The organism is Ruegeria sp. (assembly GCF_965221235.1).
Lineage (GTDB): Bacteria > Pseudomonadota > Alphaproteobacteria > Rhodobacterales > Rhodobacteraceae > Ruegeria.
In genome coordinates this window covers 2390225-2404881 of the sequence record NZ_CBDCRS010000004.1, presented here as the reverse complement: position 1 = coordinate 2404881, position 14657 = coordinate 2390225, and the positions used below count along the sequence as shown (strand labels likewise).

General features: G+C 58.8%; 17 protein-coding genes. 11 read left to right on the top strand and 6 right to left on the bottom strand.

The genetic code is table 11. The features are described 5' to 3' along the window. Window positions 1–2: 2 nt before the first annotated feature. Genes ACOQOY_RS15230 through trmD form a run of 4 tightly spaced genes read left to right on the top strand, consistent with a single transcriptional unit; the run spans window position 3 to window position 2257 of the window. The gene (locus tag ACOQOY_RS15230) at window positions 3–152 is read left to right on the top strand and encodes a hypothetical protein (RefSeq protein ID WP_420586219.1); all 150 of its coding nucleotides are present in this window, start codon (window positions 3–5) and stop codon (window positions 150–152) included. Further along, window positions 145–648 carry a ribosome maturation factor RimM gene (rimM, locus tag ACOQOY_RS15225; protein WP_420586218.1) on the top strand — a complete coding sequence of 168 codons (504 nt, stop codon included), beginning with the start codon at window positions 145–147 and terminating at the stop codon, window positions 646–648. Before ACOQOY_RS15230 ends, rimM begins: the two co-directional genes overlap by 8 nt. Continuing rightward, a complete protein-coding gene (locus ACOQOY_RS15220) occupies window positions 648–1463 on the top strand; it encodes a hypothetical protein (RefSeq protein WP_420586217.1) in 816 nt (271 codons plus the stop codon). The genes rimM and ACOQOY_RS15220 overlap by 1 nt, the downstream gene beginning before the upstream one ends. Beyond that, window positions 1460–2257: a tRNA (guanosine(37)-N1)-methyltransferase TrmD gene (gene trmD, locus ACOQOY_RS15215; RefSeq protein WP_420586216.1), complete on the top strand. Its 798-nt coding sequence runs from the start codon at window positions 1460–1462 to the stop codon at window positions 2255–2257. The genes ACOQOY_RS15220 and trmD overlap by 4 nt, the downstream gene beginning before the upstream one ends. On the opposite strand, the gene ACOQOY_RS15210 is transcribed toward trmD, so the two are convergent. Then, window positions 2254–3051, bottom strand: a complete 798-nt coding sequence (locus ACOQOY_RS15210; RefSeq protein ID WP_420586215.1) for a GH25 family lysozyme — start codon at window positions 3049–3051, stop codon at window positions 2254–2256. The two genes, trmD and ACOQOY_RS15210, sit on opposite strands and share 4 nt — an antisense overlap. Window positions 3052–3432: 381 nt before the next feature. On the opposite strand from ACOQOY_RS15210, the gene rplS reads away from it, so the two are divergent. From rplS to ACOQOY_RS15195, 3 genes are all read left to right on the top strand, one after another. Continuing rightward, the gene (gene rplS, locus ACOQOY_RS15205; RefSeq protein ID WP_039541573.1) at window positions 3433–3816 is read left to right on the top strand and encodes a 50S ribosomal protein L19; all 384 of its coding nucleotides are present in this window, start codon (window positions 3433–3435) and stop codon (window positions 3814–3816) included. A gap of 11 nt (window positions 3817–3827) precedes the next feature. Next, complete coding sequence (gene rpmE, locus ACOQOY_RS15200; RefSeq protein ID WP_420586214.1) at window positions 3828–4049, top strand: 50S ribosomal protein L31; 222 nt, start codon at window positions 3828–3830, stop codon at window positions 4047–4049. A gap of 553 nt (window positions 4050–4602) precedes the next feature. Beyond that, complete coding sequence (locus tag ACOQOY_RS15195; RefSeq protein WP_420586213.1) at window positions 4603–4830, top strand: hypothetical protein; 228 nt, start codon at window positions 4603–4605, stop codon at window positions 4828–4830. Between the two features lie 14 nt (window positions 4831–4844). On the opposite strand, the gene ACOQOY_RS15190 is transcribed toward ACOQOY_RS15195, so the two are convergent. Next, window positions 4845–6440: an MFS transporter gene (locus ACOQOY_RS15190; protein WP_420586212.1), complete on the bottom strand. Its 1596-nt coding sequence runs from the start codon at window positions 6438–6440 to the stop codon at window positions 4845–4847. Between the two features lie 79 nt (window positions 6441–6519). Then, window positions 6520–7407, bottom strand: a complete 888-nt coding sequence (locus ACOQOY_RS15185) for an AEC family transporter (RefSeq protein WP_420586211.1) — start codon at window positions 7405–7407, stop codon at window positions 6520–6522. Window positions 7408–7624: 217 nt separating this feature from the next. Between ACOQOY_RS15185 and ACOQOY_RS15180 the strand changes: the two genes are divergently transcribed. Further along, entirely contained in the window at window positions 7625–8434 is an 810-nt protein-coding gene (locus ACOQOY_RS15180) for a division plane positioning ATPase MipZ (RefSeq protein ID WP_420586210.1), read from the top strand. A gap of 7 nt (window positions 8435–8441) precedes the next feature. Here the strand turns inward: ACOQOY_RS15180 and ACOQOY_RS15175 are convergent, their stop codons facing one another. The 3 genes from ACOQOY_RS15175 to ACOQOY_RS15165 form a co-directional block, all read right to left on the bottom strand. Further along, window positions 8442–9389: an AEC family transporter gene (locus ACOQOY_RS15175; protein ID WP_420586209.1), complete on the bottom strand. Its 948-nt coding sequence runs from the start codon at window positions 9387–9389 to the stop codon at window positions 8442–8444. Window positions 9390–9576: 187 nt separating this feature from the next. Further along, window positions 9577–10812, bottom strand: coding sequence for an adenylate/guanylate cyclase domain-containing protein (locus tag ACOQOY_RS15170; protein WP_420586208.1), 1236 nt, complete (start codon window positions 10810–10812; stop codon window positions 9577–9579). 64 nt (window positions 10813–10876) lie between these two features. After that, a complete protein-coding gene (locus ACOQOY_RS15165; protein WP_420586207.1) occupies window positions 10877–11329 on the bottom strand; it encodes a MarR family winged helix-turn-helix transcriptional regulator in 453 nt (150 codons plus the stop codon). A gap of 57 nt (window positions 11330–11386) precedes the next feature. On the opposite strand from ACOQOY_RS15165, the gene hmgA reads away from it, so the two are divergent. Genes hmgA through fahA form a run of 3 tightly spaced genes read left to right on the top strand, consistent with a single transcriptional unit; the run spans window position 11387 to window position 14647 of the window. Further along, complete coding sequence (gene hmgA / locus ACOQOY_RS15160) at window positions 11387–12742, top strand: homogentisate 1,2-dioxygenase (protein WP_420586206.1); 1356 nt, start codon at window positions 11387–11389, stop codon at window positions 12740–12742. A 7-nt stretch (window positions 12743–12749) separates the two neighbouring features. After that, window positions 12750–13373: a LysE family translocator gene (locus ACOQOY_RS15155; protein ID WP_420586205.1), complete on the top strand. Its 624-nt coding sequence runs from the start codon at window positions 12750–12752 to the stop codon at window positions 13371–13373. 17 nt (window positions 13374–13390) lie between these two features. Further along, on the top strand, window positions 13391–14647 hold the full coding sequence (gene fahA, locus ACOQOY_RS15150) for a fumarylacetoacetase (protein WP_420586204.1): 1257 nt from the start codon (window positions 13391–13393) through the stop codon (window positions 14645–14647). Window positions 14648–14657 lie beyond the last annotated feature (10 nt).

Below are 14657 nucleotides of genomic sequence, written 5' to 3'. Positions count from 1 at the left end.
GTATGTTCGGACTTATTCGACTTCCCATCCTGCTGATGATCGCCTTTATTGTCGGTGTGTTCTTTGAACGCTCGAACCAGCGCGAAGCTTGCGCCGTACGCGGTGACTGGCAGGACGGATTATGTGTGACGGTGGATAAGCCAAATGAGTGACCTGATCTGCGTCGGAAGCATTGCAGGATCCTATGGGGTGCGCGGCGAAGTCCGGCTGAAAAGCTATTGTGCCGTCCCCGAGGATATCGAGGCTTATTCGCCCCTGACTGATGAGGGCGGCACGGAGCGCTATCCGCTGGTTTTGACACGCTCAATCAAAAACGGGTTCGCGGCCCGGCTGGGCGGAGTGGAAACCAAGGAAGAGGCCGATGCGCTGAAGGGTCTGCGCCTGTTTGCGCGGCGCGATCAGCTGCCTTCGCTGCCCGATGATGAGTTCTACCACACCGACCTGATCGGGCTGAAAGTCTATGACACCGGCGGCACCCTTCTGGGTCGGGTCAAATCGGTACAGAATCACGGCGCGACTGATCTGCTGGAACTTCATGGGCCGGGCCTGAAGGCCACTGTTTTGCTGCCTTTCACTCTGGAAGCCGTCCCAACGGTCGATCTGGATAAGGGTCGCATCGTCGCAGACCCGCCCGAGGGGCTGATCTGATGCGGCGCGTTCTGCTGCATCTGGGCCTGCACAAAACCGGGACCACTGCGGCGCAGTCTTTCCTCTATGAAAATCGCGAGCTGATCTGGCCGCATTTCGCATTGGTCCTGCCCTATCGTACCCGCGAATCCGGCTTGTCGCGGGCCGCGACCAACCACTCTGTCTATGGAACCGTGGGTACGCTCGCCGAATTCGGTTCGCAGGTGCGGACGTTTCTTGAGACGCTGGATTTCGGTGAAAAACGCGGGCTGGTCCTGAGCGAGGAAAACTTCTCAGGCCTGCGTCCCAGCCGCAATATCGAACAGGGTTATGCCGCGGCCCCGGAACTGGCCGCCTGCGTGGTCGACGCCATCCGCCATCGCCTGTCCGGGCAAGAGGTTGAGATCACCATCTATCTGTCCTTGCGCCAACGCGGCGGTTGGCTGCGCAGCTTGTGGGCACATGATCTGGAACGGATGCGTCAGGTCCACGACTTTGACGCCTTTCGCGCCAATATGGACCACCTGCCCGCGCTCGAAGAAACGGTGAACCGTATCCGCGACCGGCTGCCCTCAGTCACCGTCACCTCGGACTGGCTGGAAGAGTTGCAGGTACGCCGCTATGGCCCCGGTACGCCCTTCGCGGAATTTCTGGACCTGCCACGCGACAAGGCATACCAGCTGGTACCGCCTTCAAAGACCAACACCCGCCTGCCCGAGGACATTCTGGCCGAGCTTCTTGACCTCAACCGGTCGCGTCTGGACGAGGCCGCATTGATCGCGCAAAAGACGGCAGTAATTGAACGCGCGAAAAGCGCTCTGATCGGCACGACATGACTGACACGCCCAGCAAATCCCATGGCCGCAAGGCGATCCGCCCGGTATTGAAGCCGCGCGAACTGATGACCCCGACACCGGATCTGCACGGCGTCTGGAAGGCCAAGATCATCACCCTGTTCCCCTCGGCCTTCCCGGGCGTGTTGGGCGAAAGCCTGACCGGCAAAGCCTTGCAAGAAGGTCTTTGGCAGCTGGAAACCGTCGATCTGCGCCAGTTCGGCGTCGGCAAGCACCGCAATGTCGATGACACACCCGCCGGTGGCGGTGCGGGAATGGTACTGCGTGCTGATGTGCTGGGCGAAGCGATTGAACACACGATGGCGGGGATTCAGGGTAACTGGCCGCTGATCTACCTCAGCCCGCGCGGCCGCCGGATGGATCAGCGTATGATGCAGAACCTCGCGCGCTGCGATGGAATGACCTTGCTGTGTGGCCGTTTCGAGGGCGTTGATGAGCGGGTACTGGAACATTACGGCGTGCAAGAGGTCAGCTTAGGGGATTTTGTCATGACCGGTGGAGAGATCGCGGCGCAGGCGCTGATCGACGCGACCGTGCGGCTGATCCCCGGTGTGCTGGGCAATCAGGCCTCAGCCGAGGAAGAGAGTTTTTCCTCGGGCCTGCTTGAACATCCGCAATACACCCGCCCCGCCGAATGGAAGGGCCGCCCGATCCCGGATATCCTGATGTCCGGCCACCACGGACGCATTGCCGACTGGCGGCGTGAGATGTCAGAGAACATCACCAAAGAACGGCGTCCCGATCTGTGGGACGCCTATCGAAAGTCCAAGGACTAACCGGCTTTCCAGCGTGCCCAGATATCAGGGTGGCCGTTGAAGGTATTGATATCCACCTTGCCCTGAACACCCGGCACCAGTCCGGTGCCGGTATATTGCCAGAACCGCCAGTTTGCTCCCGGATATACCTCGCGGGGATGTCCCGCGACGGATCGCAACCAGAATTCGGTTTTGGGTAGTCGGTCGATATTTGTATCGGCGAAGAAATCTACGGTCGTGTAGACAATCGGACGGCGCCCGTAATGGCGCTCAAGGATATCGAGGAACCGCTGAGCTTCTCGACGGACAGTGCGACCATCGGGGCGCAACCTGCAGGTCTTGGAAAGCGGCGTCCATTCCATATCCAGAACATGCGGCAGGTCTGCGCCTTTGGGAACGTTTTGGATGAACCACCGCGCCTGTTCATGTGCGGGTCGGCAGAAATAATAATAGTGATACGCCCCCCATGGCACACCCGCCGCCTGCGCGCCGCGCCGGTGATCGTCGAACATCGGATCGGCCACATCGCCGCCCTCGGTCGCCTTTATGAACACGAAACTGACGCCTGACGCCTTGGCTCTGCGCCAGTCAATCGGTCCCTGCCAGCGCGACACATCCAACCCGTGTACCGGATAGCGGCCGGGGTGACGCCCGTCCCAGTCATGCGGGTCGGCATCGCCAAAATCCGGATAGATCACCGAAGGGGCCGTGTTGCCGAGAAATGCTTTGGCCTCGACCTGTTGAGGCGGAGGGCTGCCGCGACCGCAGGACAGGGTCGCAAAGGCCATAATGGCCATCATCAACGCAATGCGCATGATCGGTTCCTGTTTCAAAAATCTGCTCTTGTAATTGCCTCCAGCATGCCTGATCCACGCCACAAGGCAACGGTGCAGTTTTCCAATGGCAAAAACCCACCGCTCCGGCCTGATAAACATGGCGATTTTGGCTTGATCCCAGACCACAAACCCCGTAAAGCACCGCAATCCGGTGCCGCGACTGCGCGACTCCGGTGTTTTGGTTTGCTTCATGGCGCTGCGCTCGGCTTTCTTCAGCTACGGCGTGTCAGGGCGGACCGGACCAAAGGAACATTCGATCTGACCTCTGGCGGGCTGTACGCAGGACCCGGTGAAGACCAAGAGCTCTCAGGCCGTGCCCAAACTTCGTGGACCAACCACGAGCAGATAGGAGTAACTGCGATGGACCTGATCGCACAGCTTGAGGCGGAACAGATTGCCGCCCTGGGGAAAGACATCCCCGATTTCAAAGCCGGTGACACCATCCGTGTAGGCTTTAAAGTGACCGAAGGGTCGCGTACCCGTGTGCAGAACTACGAAGGCGTCTGCATCGCACGTAAAGGTGGCAGCGGCATCGCCGGTTCGTTCACCGTCCGAAAGATTTCGTTTGGCGAAGGCGTGGAGCGTGTGTTCCCGCTGCATTCGACCAACATCGACAGCATCACCGTTGTCCGCCGTGGCCGCGTCCGTCGCGCCAAACTGTACTATCTGCGCACCCGTCGCGGTAAATCCGCACGTATCGCAGAAGTCACCAACTACAAGCCCAAGGCTGGCGCCGAGGCGTAAGGAGCGGAAAGATGAAAAAAGACATCCATCCCGATTATCACGTCATCGACGTCAAACTGACCGATGGCACCGTGGTTCAGATGAAATCCACCTGGGGCGCCGAGGGCGACCAGCTGGCTCTGGAAATCGACCCCTCCGTGCACCCTGCATGGACCGGCGGCGGCGCGCGTCTGATGGACGCTGGTGGCCGCGTGTCGAAGTTCAAGAAGAAATACGAAGGTCTGGGCTTCTAAGCCTGACCCGTTTGAGATGCGAAAGGCCGTCCCATGGGGCGGCCTTTTTCGTTGACCTGACGCATTCGCCGGTTACCCTCAACAGTGTTTTGAGCGCTATTCGGCAACAAGTAGAAAGTACGAAAAGGTGTCCGATTCCCTTGAATTCAACGTGCCGATTCTGACAGTGCACAATCAAAATGAAGGGAAGCCCCTGGAGATTACGATTGAGCCTCACCTCGACTTTTACGAGTTACCCCCAGGTGCGTCATGCGAACTGTTTTATTTATGGGCAACAGACAACACTGTTCCCGAGAAACATCTTGACGTTGCATATACCGAAGATGGCCTTACAATTTACTCGCCGGGCCCCTATGCGCCAGAAGTTCGCATAGACGGAAAGCCACTAAAGAGTCTGTAGGCTTCACCAGGTTCTGGATGTCGCTGCTCTCGTCCTCCATGTTTTTCCTTTCGACCTACATTCAGGTGAGATCCGCTAAGACAATTTCTCCGAAGACAGACTGATGGTACACTGGGGTCTATCACGCTCTAAGATATCGTGGAGACCCAGAAAATGCCCCAATACAACGACATGATCGAGCTTTCGGTCGAGGATATGGAGCTTATCGAAACTGCATTGCGCGGCTCGGTCGCTACATTGTCTCAGGCTGCGATGGACGAGGGCGACACTGGTAAGACAGACCGTGAAGACACTCTGCGTCGCATCCATGATCTGCTTGGAAAGCTGCACGACCAAAAAGTTTTCTTTCGCCCTAAGGGCAAAGTGTATCTCGGAGGTTAGATTTGTAAGGCCACCTAGCGCGTCCCTCGCGTCAACTCGGCCGCGCTGTGGACCGGTGGCACCGGTCCGCGCAACAACATCAACGCCAGCGCCATTCCGATCAGCGCGGCTATCGCGGCGACGATCATGGCGGCGTCAAAGGCGTTGTCCTGCAAATCCCTCAATGCCTTGGCCAAAGCCGCACTGGCCGTCGGGTCCATCTCTGCGATCAGCTGCTGAATCTGGCTGGGCGTGCCGTGGGTCAAGGCATGGGCCAGATCCTCGCGTTGGGTTGAACCGGCGGGCAGCGCGTCGATGACCTCGGACAGACCTCGGCGGGTGGTGATGGCTTCGGCAAGACCGCCGACCACGGCTCCCATGGTGGCTCCGAAATAAAGGCAGGCGTTAATCACACCCGACCCCTGCCCCACGTGTTCTTCGGGCAATAGTCGTAGACCGAGGCGCGGCAATAGAGAGAAACAGATGCCCATACCGATCCCGACGATCAGCAGTTTCCACCAGATCTCGGCATACTGGGTTGTGTTTGAGGTGTTCATTAACAGAAGGAAACCGCAAGCCATCGCCCCGAGACCAATCGCAACCGGCCATTGAAAGCTGTATGGTGCCAGAAAGCGGGGCGCCGTTACCGAGATGACGAACATGCTGAGGCTGAGTGGCATGATAGCCAGCCCTGCCCCAATCGACGTATAGCCAAACGCATCCGGCGATTGGACGAACGTATTGAAGTAGACAAAAAAGCAGAACAGCGTGAAGCCGGTAAAGAACATCCCCGCCGCAGCCATGAAATAGCGTGGATGACGGAAATACCGCAACTCGATCAGCGGGTCGTCGCTGCGGCGTGAGACGATCACCAACCCGACAGTCGCCACCGCAGCAATAGCCAATGGAACCAGCGTCAAAGGCGTGGTCCACCCACCGCTTTCCCCGTTGCTGAGCGCAAAGGACAACGGCCCCAGAAAAAACAGGATTGCGACGGCTCCGGGATAGTCGAATTTCGCCTCGGCAAGGCGCGTGTCCGGCACGTATTTTCCCTTACTGACGCGCAACGCGATAACAAAGGCCACGGCCAGCAACACCAGATCGACCGCAAAAACTGCCCGCCAGGTGACGTAATGCCCCAAAGCCCCGCCGACGATGGGGCCGACCCCGATCGCCAGCCCGACGACCGCGCCCCAGGCACCTGTGACGCTGGCGCGTTGTTCTTCGGGCGTGGCGGCCGTCAGTACGGACAGAGAGGTGCCGAACAAGGCTGCCGCACCGGCCCCTTGAGCCCCGCGACCGAAAAGCAGCATCGCACCGTCCTGCGCAAACAGGACCGAGGCAGACCCTATGGCAAAGACGATCATTCCGAAGAAGAACACACCCATCTTGCCGGTGATGTCGCCCAATCGGCTGACGATGGTGACTAGCGTCGCGCTGGCGACCGTGTAGGTCGCCATCACCCATTGCAGGCCGGACGGTGTGAGATCGAACTCGGCTTTCAGTTTGGGCAGGACAGTGGTCACCGCAGTGGTGTTGAACCCCACCACCATCATGCAGATCGCTGTCATCGCCAGCACCACACGTGCGCGGGCTTGCTGGGATAGTTCCGCCGAGGTCTTATCGCTCATCAACCTGCCCTCAAACCATGATCTTTAACGCAATTAATCAGCAGTTTAGCGATTTTTGCCTCGGCGCATAGGGTGCGTGTCAGATCCAGTATGACAGCGCGACCGGGAGCACGACGATTGTGGTTAGCGTCGACACCAGAATGAATCCCGCAACATCCGGTCCGTATTCCGGCACATGCTGGTCGATAAACAGGTAGGTCGCGACCGAGGACGGCATCAGGCAGCACAGGATCACCGCCCCACGCTCGGCCCCGGTGAAGCCGAACACCCTGACCAGAGCCGAAGCGACTACAACCGCCATCACCAGGTGCAGAACGGTCAGCATCACTGCCCGCCCCAGACTCTTGATCCGCAAGGTCGCCAGAGTATGGCCCAGCGTCAGCAACATCAGCGGAATCGACAACCCTCCGAGTATGTCAAAGGATTTGGCCACGGGTTGCGGCAGGCTATAGCCGCTGGTCATAAGGATCAGTGAGATGATGACCGCGTAGATGATCGGCGAGGTGGCGAGCTTTTTGGGCGAGAACTCACCGGCGGGAATCCACATCCCAACCGTAAAGATACTGATCAGCACAACGACCACGAACGCCATTGTGTAGGCCATGCCCGCATCGCCCAGTGCCAGCAGGGTGATCGGCAGGCCGATATTGCCCACATTGCCGTGCATCAGCGGAGTCAGAAACGCCCGCACCGGCAGACGCATAGCTTTAAGAGCGATACCCCCCAGAACTCCAAACAATGCAATCGCCAGAGCGGCAGCGGCCATCACGTCCAGAAACGTTCCGACGGCAATTGTGGTCGCAGACAGGTGTGAGATGATCAGCGTCGGATACCCCACGCGCGAGACAATCCCGCCAATTACCTTGTTGTCGAACGGTGCTTTGATCAGGGCCAGACAATAGCCGACTCCCGCACAGATAAGGACCGGCAGGACCACATTCAGAACGTTCAGGAACAGATGCTCCAATGATGGCCCCTATCGCAAAACCACGATCCGGACAGTGAAACAGGGCATCCTGTTTGGCAAGCGCGCGTCTTAACCGGCCTGTCCGCTTGAGTTTTCCAATTTAGGGCCTGATATTGCCCTGAGATGGCGCTTGGGGTTCTTCCCTTCCCGGCCTACACAACATATAGTGGTCGGCAACAACGTGTGGTTAAGCACGGCGGGACATGGGAATACAGGCATGGCACATATAATCGTAGTGGGGAACGAGAAGGGCGGCGCAGGAAAATCGACCGTGTCGATGCATGTCGCTACCGCGCTGGCCCGGCTGGGTCATAAGGTGAGCACGCTTGATCTGGACCTGCGTCAGCGCAGCCTTGGGCGTTATTTCGAGAACCGCATCAACTTTCTGAAAAACTCGGATTTAACTCTGCCCAGCCCGCGCCATCACGACCTGCCCGAGATCGACGCAACCACGCTGAAACCCGGTGAGAACATCTATGACCACCGTCTCTCGGCCGCTGTGGCTGAGCTGGAAAGCGACAGTGACTTTATCCTGATCGACTGCCCCGGCTCGCATACCCGCCTCAGCCAGGTGGCGCATTCGCTGGCCGATACGCTTGTGACGCCGCTAAACGACAGTTTCATCGACTTTGACCTGCTGGCTCGGATTGATTCAAAAGGTGAGAAAATTCTTGGCCCGTCGGTTTATTCCGAGATGGTTTGGAACGCCCGGCAACTGCGGGCGCAGGCCGGGTTGAAACCCATTGACTGGGTCGTTGTCCGCAACCGTGTGGGTACGCAGCGCATGGTCAACAAGGAAAAGATGCAGCGCGCAATCGAGATGCTGTCGCAGCGCATCGGTTTCCGCGTCGCATCCGGCTTTTCCGAGCGGGTGATTTTCCGGGAGCTATTCCCGCGCGGGCTGACCCTGCTGGACCTCAAGGATATCGGGGTCAAACAGCTGAACATCTCGAACATTGCTGCGCGGCAGGAGTTGCGGGACATGATGAAAGAGCTGAACCTGCCAGGCGTCGAGATCGACTTCTGACCGCGCCCTAAAGCGCCAGATATCCAATCAATGGCACTGCAAACAGGCTAAGAAGAAACGTCGCTATCAGCAGCGCGGACGCGATCGCCGCATCACAGCCATACCGGGCCGCAATGACAGCGGCCAGCGCGCCAGACGGCATCGCGGCCTCGACCAGCAGAAGATCGCGCTGAAAGTCCGGCAAACCCAAAACAAGAGCAAACCCACCCGCGACAATGGGTTCAAGGATCAGCTTCAACGCGCAAACCAGCACGACAAGCCCCGCCAGTTCCCGGAAAGCAATCGGCCGCAGCATCAGGCCGATGGTAAAGGCTACCAGAAAGGTCAGTGACGCGCTCGCAATCCCAAGGAAGTCGTCCAGCAACCGCACGACTTTGTTGTCCTGATGCAGCCCTATGGCTGAGGCCAGAATGCCCAGTACAAAGGCCACGAAAATTGGCGAGCGAAGGAAGGACCGAAAGGCTTCACCGACTGTAGGGCCTTCGCCGTTGTTTTCACCGTAATAGCTCGCGATAGCGACACCAACGGTGAATAGGGGCAAAACCACGCCAACCTCGCCCATGACGACCAGCTGGCTCATGATTTCCGAGTTGTCGCCGTAGATATTTTGCAAGATGGAGTAGCCAAGCGTCGAGGTGCTGCCGACCCCAGACACAAGGATCACCGAGCCCAACACCGGGCGCTCCAGCCGCATCCAACGCCCCGCCAGCCAAGCCGCGCTCATGACCACGGCGATAGCCAGAAACAGGACCAGCGCAAGTTCGAAATTCTGTACCCGGAACGGCTCGCTGCTGAGATTGGCAAAGATCAGGGCTGGCAGGGCGAAATCTGTGACAAGGCGCGCGAACACCCCCTGCTCTCGATCCTGAATGACATTCCTTTGCCGAAACCAAACCGCCGAGCCGACCAGCGCCAGCATCACCACGAAAGAGTCAAATAGACTTTCGAATTGCACGGGCTGCGTGCCCCCCAACCAACGTAACCAGACACTCTTGACGGTTTTCGCACCTGACGATGGATCATACAGCAGAAGCCTGATCCGTCAAAACCACGGGGAAACAGACGGTTGTCGGGTGAGGGAGGCGGTCAAATCCTACCGCTCGACGGGCGGGTGCGCGGAATGCAACCGCCTGCCAAAGTACTTATTGCGTTGGATTGTAGATCGTGAACAACTCTTTCGGCTCGGGCACACCGCGCAGCATGTAGCGCCCAACCGAGATCAGGTCCTGCCCGCAAGGCTGCGCCGCGCGCGCCACGTCGTCCGAGATCAGAATGCGCTGACCCAGCGACCGGTGCATCCCGGCAATCCGGGCGGTCTGGTTTACGGCGGGACCGATGACAGTGAAATCCAACCGGGTTTCCGAGCCGATATTGCCGTAAAGAATCTGGCCCGAGTGCAGGGCTAGAGTGAAACTGGCCACCGGCAGGCCCTCAGCGGCGCGTTGGGCGTTCAACGCCTCCATCCGCTGTTGCAGCATTGGCACGGCTTTTAAGGCCGCGCGGGCATCTTCGTCGATCTCACCGACATCGAACATCGCCATCAACCCATCGCCCATGAACTTCAGGATATTGCCCTGATTTTCGTGGACCACACCTACAGCCACGGCCAGATAGTCGTTCAGCATGTCGATGATCTCACTGCCCGGCAGTTCTTCGGACAGGCTGGTGAACCCTTCGAGATCAAAGTTCCAGATCACCGCATCAATCTGCTGCAACGAACCCCGGCGGATTTCGCCCGACAACACGCGCCGCCCTGCGTCACGGCCCAGATAGACCCGCATCAGATCCTTTGAGACCCGCTCGCTCGCCGCGGATTTCAGCGCCAGGCCAAGATGCGGCATCGCTGTGTTGATCAGATCAAGATCCTCATCCTCAAACCCTTTGGGCGCGTTCGAGGTCCAGGACATCAACACCCCGCCCACTGCCTTTTTGGCGTCCCTTGGTCCACTATGGGTCGGCGCATCAAATCTGACCCCGGTGGCGTAGTAATCGGTGGCTCCGACCTCGCGCAGGTCGTTCAACAGTGGAAAGCGGCTGGCCTCGTTCTGATCGACCAGACGTTCGCGGATCACCTCAGTCTCGCCATTGACGATCGCAAATAGAGGGCTGTGCCGCCACTGTTCGCTGGGTTCTTCGGTGTATTCGAACTTCTCGGATTCACCGCCCTGCCCCTGATACCAGCTAAAGCCGGTGCCGCCGTAAACCGGGTGCAACGTCGATTGCGCTGCGTGAAAGCGCATCAGCGGCACACCCATCTCCAGCAGCTTGTTGCAATAGCCGTCCAACAGCTCTTCTTTCGGCGCGCCTTCCAGTCCGCGCGTCACCAGCCATTCGATCAGATCGCGTGATTTCGCCGAGTCGGCGTTTGAGGTTGTCATTTTGTTATTATTCCAGTGTCCACTCTGGATGTCATCTGGGGCAAAAGGGCGAAATTACCAGTGCTCAACCCATATGCGCCAGCCGCCGAAGCATGTTGCGCAACAGTGCGACCTCGTCGGTGCTGAATTGCTCTGCCAGCCGCGCATCGTATTGCCCGGCAATACCGTAAAGCTCGCGATAAACCGATTGGCCCATCGGAGTCAGCCTCAGGTTTTCGACTCGGCGATCGGACTCGCTGCGGCTGCGTTGCAGATACCGGCGGGATTCCAACCTGTGTACCGCGCGGCTGATCTTGGTCTTGTGTATCCGCGCGCGCTCACCAATCTGTTTCGCCGTCATCTGGCCGTAGTTGCCCAGATGAAACAGGACCCGCCATTCCGTGCGCAGCATACCGTAGCGGTCCTTGTAGATCTGCTGAAACTCCAGCGCGCTTTCCTCGGCTGCGCGGTTCAGCAGATAGGGCAGGAAATCCCGCAGATCAAAGCCATCACTTTCACCGAATTCACTGTCTGTCATGCTTGTTAGTTACAAAATCAACTATTATTTCACAAGAAGCAAACGGAGGAACACAGGATGAACCATCCGACCGATCCGCATCAGATGACGCAGGCCAGCACATCGGTTGGCACCCATGCCGGGTATATGCCGGGCTTCGGCAACGATTTTGAGACCGAGGCCCTGCCGGGCGCGTTGCCACAAGGCATGAACAGCCCGCAGCGGTGCAATTATGGCCTGTACGGAGAACAACTGAGCGGCACGGCCTTTACCGCGAACCCGCCGGAACGCACGTGGTGCTATCGCATCCGGCCTTCAGTAAAGCATTCACACCGTTATGAAAAAACCGACCTCCCTTATTGGAAATCCGCGCCTTACGTTGATGCGGATGTTATTTCACTGGGTCAGTATCGCTGGGATGCCGTGCCGCATTCTGAAGAGGGGCTGACCTGGCTGACCGGTATGCGCACGATGACCACGGCGGGGGACGTGAACACGCAGGTTGGCATGGCCAGCCATATCTATCTGGTTACCGAGTCGATGGTGGATGCTTACTTCTACTCGGCCGACTCCGAAATGCTGGTGGTACCGCAAGAAGGCCGCCTGCGCTTTGCGACAGAGCTTGGGATCATCGACCTTGAACCCAAGGAAATCGCCATCCTGCCGCGCGGGCTGGTCTACCGTGTCGAAGTGCTGGACGGCCCCGCGCGGGGGTTTGTCTGCGAAAACTACGGTCAGAAGTTCGAACTGCCTGGGCGCGGCCCGATCGGCGCGAACTGCATGGCCAATCCGCGCGACTTCAAGGCTCCGGTCGCGGCGTTTGAAGATCGCGAGGCGCCATCGACCGTCACCGTCAAATGGTGCGGGCAGTTCCATACCACGAAGATTGGTCAGAGCCCGCTGGATGTCGTGGCTTGGCACGGCAACTATGCGCCCTACAAATACGATCTGCGCACATATTGTCCGGTCGGCGCGATCCTGTTCGACCATCCAGACCCGTCGATCTTCACCGTGCTGACTGCGCCCTCGGGGCAGCCGGGTACGGCCAATATCGACTTTGTCCTGTTCCGCGAACGTTGGATGGTGGCCGAAGATACATTCCGCCCGCCTTGGTACCATAAAAACATCATGTCCGAACTGATGGGCAATATCTACGGCCAGTACGACGCCAAACCGCAGGGCTTTGTTCCGGGCGGCATGAGCCTGCACAACATGATGCTGCCGCACGGGCCGGACCGCGAGGCATTCGAAAAGGCCTCGAACGCCAATCTCGGCCCCGACAAGCTGGACAACACCATGTCCTTCATGTTCGAAACCCGCTTTCCACAGCATCTGACGCCTTTTGCCGCCAATGAGGCCCCCTTGCAGGACGATTACATTGACTGCTGGACCTCGCTTGAGAAAAAGTTCGACGGAACTCCGGGCAAAAAGTGAGGTCGCTATGAGCTTTGATATCTGGGTTACCTATGTCGCCACGGTCCTGTTGCTGATGAGCACACCCGGCCCTAGCCAGTTATTGATGCTGTCCAACTCGGCAGCCAATGGTCTGAAACGCGGGCTGTTTACGGCTGCCGGAGACCTGACGGCCAATCTGCTGCAAATGCTGGCGGCAGGCCTTGGCCTGGCAGCGATCCTCGCGGCCTCAGGCACCGCGCTGGCCGTGATCAAATGGCTGGGCGTGGCCTATTTAGTCTTCTTAGGACTGAAGATGATTGTGAAAGCCGAACGCAAGACAACACAGGCCGCCCGGCGCGCCAGCCGCAAGGCGTTGTGGATGCAGGGTTTCATCACCTCAGCCGCCAACCCTAAGGCGGTGGTGTTCTTTGCCGCCCTGTTCCCGTTGTTCATTGACGGCGCACTTCCGTTCTGGCCGCAATTCGCAATCCTCTCGGTGACCTACCTGACGCTCGACGGGCTGTTCCTGACCGCCTATGGCGGCAGCGCCAGTTGGCTGGCAACGCGCCTGAAAGGATCAGCCCGGTTGTGGCTGGACCGCGCCGGTGGTGGTTTCATGATTTTGGCCGCTATGCTGCTAGGGCTTAAATCACTGCGCGACGCACAATAAACGCACAAGGATCACAAATGCCTTTGATGAAATCCTGGCTGGCTGCGGCCAATGATGCGAACCACCCGTTTCCGCTCAACAACCTGCCCTACGGCGTGTTCTCAACCGGAGGGTCCGAGCCCCGCTGTGGCGTTGCAATCGGTGACATGATCCTGGACGTCACCACCGCCGAGGCCGAGGGGCTGATCGACCTGACCGATGAACCCCTGTTCGATCTGCCCTTCTGGAACCCGTTGATGGAGCAAGGCCCCGCTGTCTGGGCCGCTCTGCGCAACCGGCTCACGTCCCTGTTGGCCGAAGGATCACAGGACCGCGATGCCGTTGAACCCCTGCTGGTTGCACAGGCGGATGCGGAAATGCACATGCCCCTGGCGGTCAGCGAATACACCGATTTCTACTCGGGCCGTCACCATGCGGAAAACGTCGGCACCATGTTTCGCGGGCCGGAAAACGCGCTGCCGCCGAACTGGCTGCATCTGCCTATTGGCTATAACGGCCGGGCGTCCTCGGTCGTTGTCTCGGGCACCGATATCCGCCGCCCATGGGGGCAGTTGAAATCCCCCGATCATGACATGCCTGCCTATCTGCCCAGCCGCCGCTTTGATATCGAACTTGAGATGGGCGCGATCGTTGGCACCCCTTCGGACGGGCCTGTATCGGTGCAAGAAGCGGATGACATGATCTTTGGCTATGTGCTGCTAAATGACTGGTCGGCGCGCGATATTCAGGCTTGGGAATACCAACCTCTCGGCCCGTTCCAGTCCAAAGCGACCGCTACATCAATCAGCCCGTGGATTGTCACCAAAACAGCCCTTGAGCCGTTTCGCTGCGACACGCCTGCACGTGAGGTCGAGTTGCTGGACCACCTCAAAGACTGCGGCCCGATGCTGTACGACATCGACCTGGCGGTCACGATGGCACCCGCAGGCAAACCTGCCACCGCCATCGCACGCACGAACTACAAACAGATGTATTTCTCAGCCGCGCAGCAACTGGCGCATCATTCGACCTCGGGCTGCCCGATGAACACCGGGGACCTGTTGGGTTCAGGCACGATCTCAGGCCCGACCAAGCCTGAACGCGGATCGCTGTTGGAGCTGAGTTGGGGCGGAAAGGAACCATTGACGCTGGACAGCGGCGAAACCCGCAGCTTCATTGAAGACGGGGACACCCTGACCCTGACCGGAGCCGCAAAAGGCAAAGAGTACACCATTGGGTTCGGTGAATGCGTCGGCACCGTACTGCCTGCCCTGACTGATCCTTACGCAAGGTAAGGATTTCAAA

Excerpts from the sequence above, each read along its gene's own strand:
- fahA (WP_420586204.1), top strand. The coding sequence starts at position 13,391 with ATGCCTTTGATGAAATCCTGGCTGGCTGCGGCCAATGATGCGAACCAC.
- ACOQOY_RS15155 (WP_420586205.1), top strand. The coding sequence starts at position 12,750 with ATGAGCTTTGATATCTGGGTTACCTATGTCGCCACGGTCCTGTTGCTG.
- ACOQOY_RS15180 (WP_420586210.1), top strand. The coding sequence starts at position 7,625 with ATGGCACATATAATCGTAGTGGGGAACGAGAAGGGCGGCGCAGGAAAA.
- trmD (WP_420586216.1), top strand. The coding sequence starts at position 1,460 with ATGACTGACACGCCCAGCAAATCCCATGGCCGCAAGGCGATCCGCCCG.
- rimM (WP_420586218.1), top strand. The coding sequence starts at position 145 with ATGAGTGACCTGATCTGCGTCGGAAGCATTGCAGGATCCTATGGGGTG.
- rpmE (WP_420586214.1), top strand. The coding sequence starts at position 3,828 with ATGAAAAAAGACATCCATCCCGATTATCACGTCATCGACGTCAAACTG.
- ACOQOY_RS15165 (WP_420586207.1), bottom strand. The coding sequence starts at position 11,329 with ATGACAGACAGTGAATTCGGTGAAAGTGATGGCTTTGATCTGCGGGAT.
- rplS (WP_039541573.1), top strand. The coding sequence starts at position 3,433 with ATGGACCTGATCGCACAGCTTGAGGCGGAACAGATTGCCGCCCTGGGG.
- ACOQOY_RS15190 (WP_420586212.1), bottom strand. The coding sequence starts at position 6,440 with ATGAGCGATAAGACCTCGGCGGAACTATCCCAGCAAGCCCGCGCACGT.
- ACOQOY_RS15230 (WP_420586219.1), top strand. The coding sequence starts at position 3 with ATGTTCGGACTTATTCGACTTCCCATCCTGCTGATGATCGCCTTTATT.
- ACOQOY_RS15210 (WP_420586215.1), bottom strand. The coding sequence starts at position 3,051 with ATGCGCATTGCGTTGATGATGGCCATTATGGCCTTTGCGACCCTGTCC.
- ACOQOY_RS15195 (WP_420586213.1), top strand. The coding sequence starts at position 4,603 with ATGCCCCAATACAACGACATGATCGAGCTTTCGGTCGAGGATATGGAG.
- hmgA (WP_420586206.1), top strand. The coding sequence starts at position 11,387 with ATGAACCATCCGACCGATCCGCATCAGATGACGCAGGCCAGCACATCG.
- ACOQOY_RS15170 (WP_420586208.1), bottom strand. The coding sequence starts at position 10,812 with ATGACAACCTCAAACGCCGACTCGGCGAAATCACGCGATCTGATCGAA.
- ACOQOY_RS15220 (WP_420586217.1), top strand. The coding sequence starts at position 648 with ATGCGGCGCGTTCTGCTGCATCTGGGCCTGCACAAAACCGGGACCACT.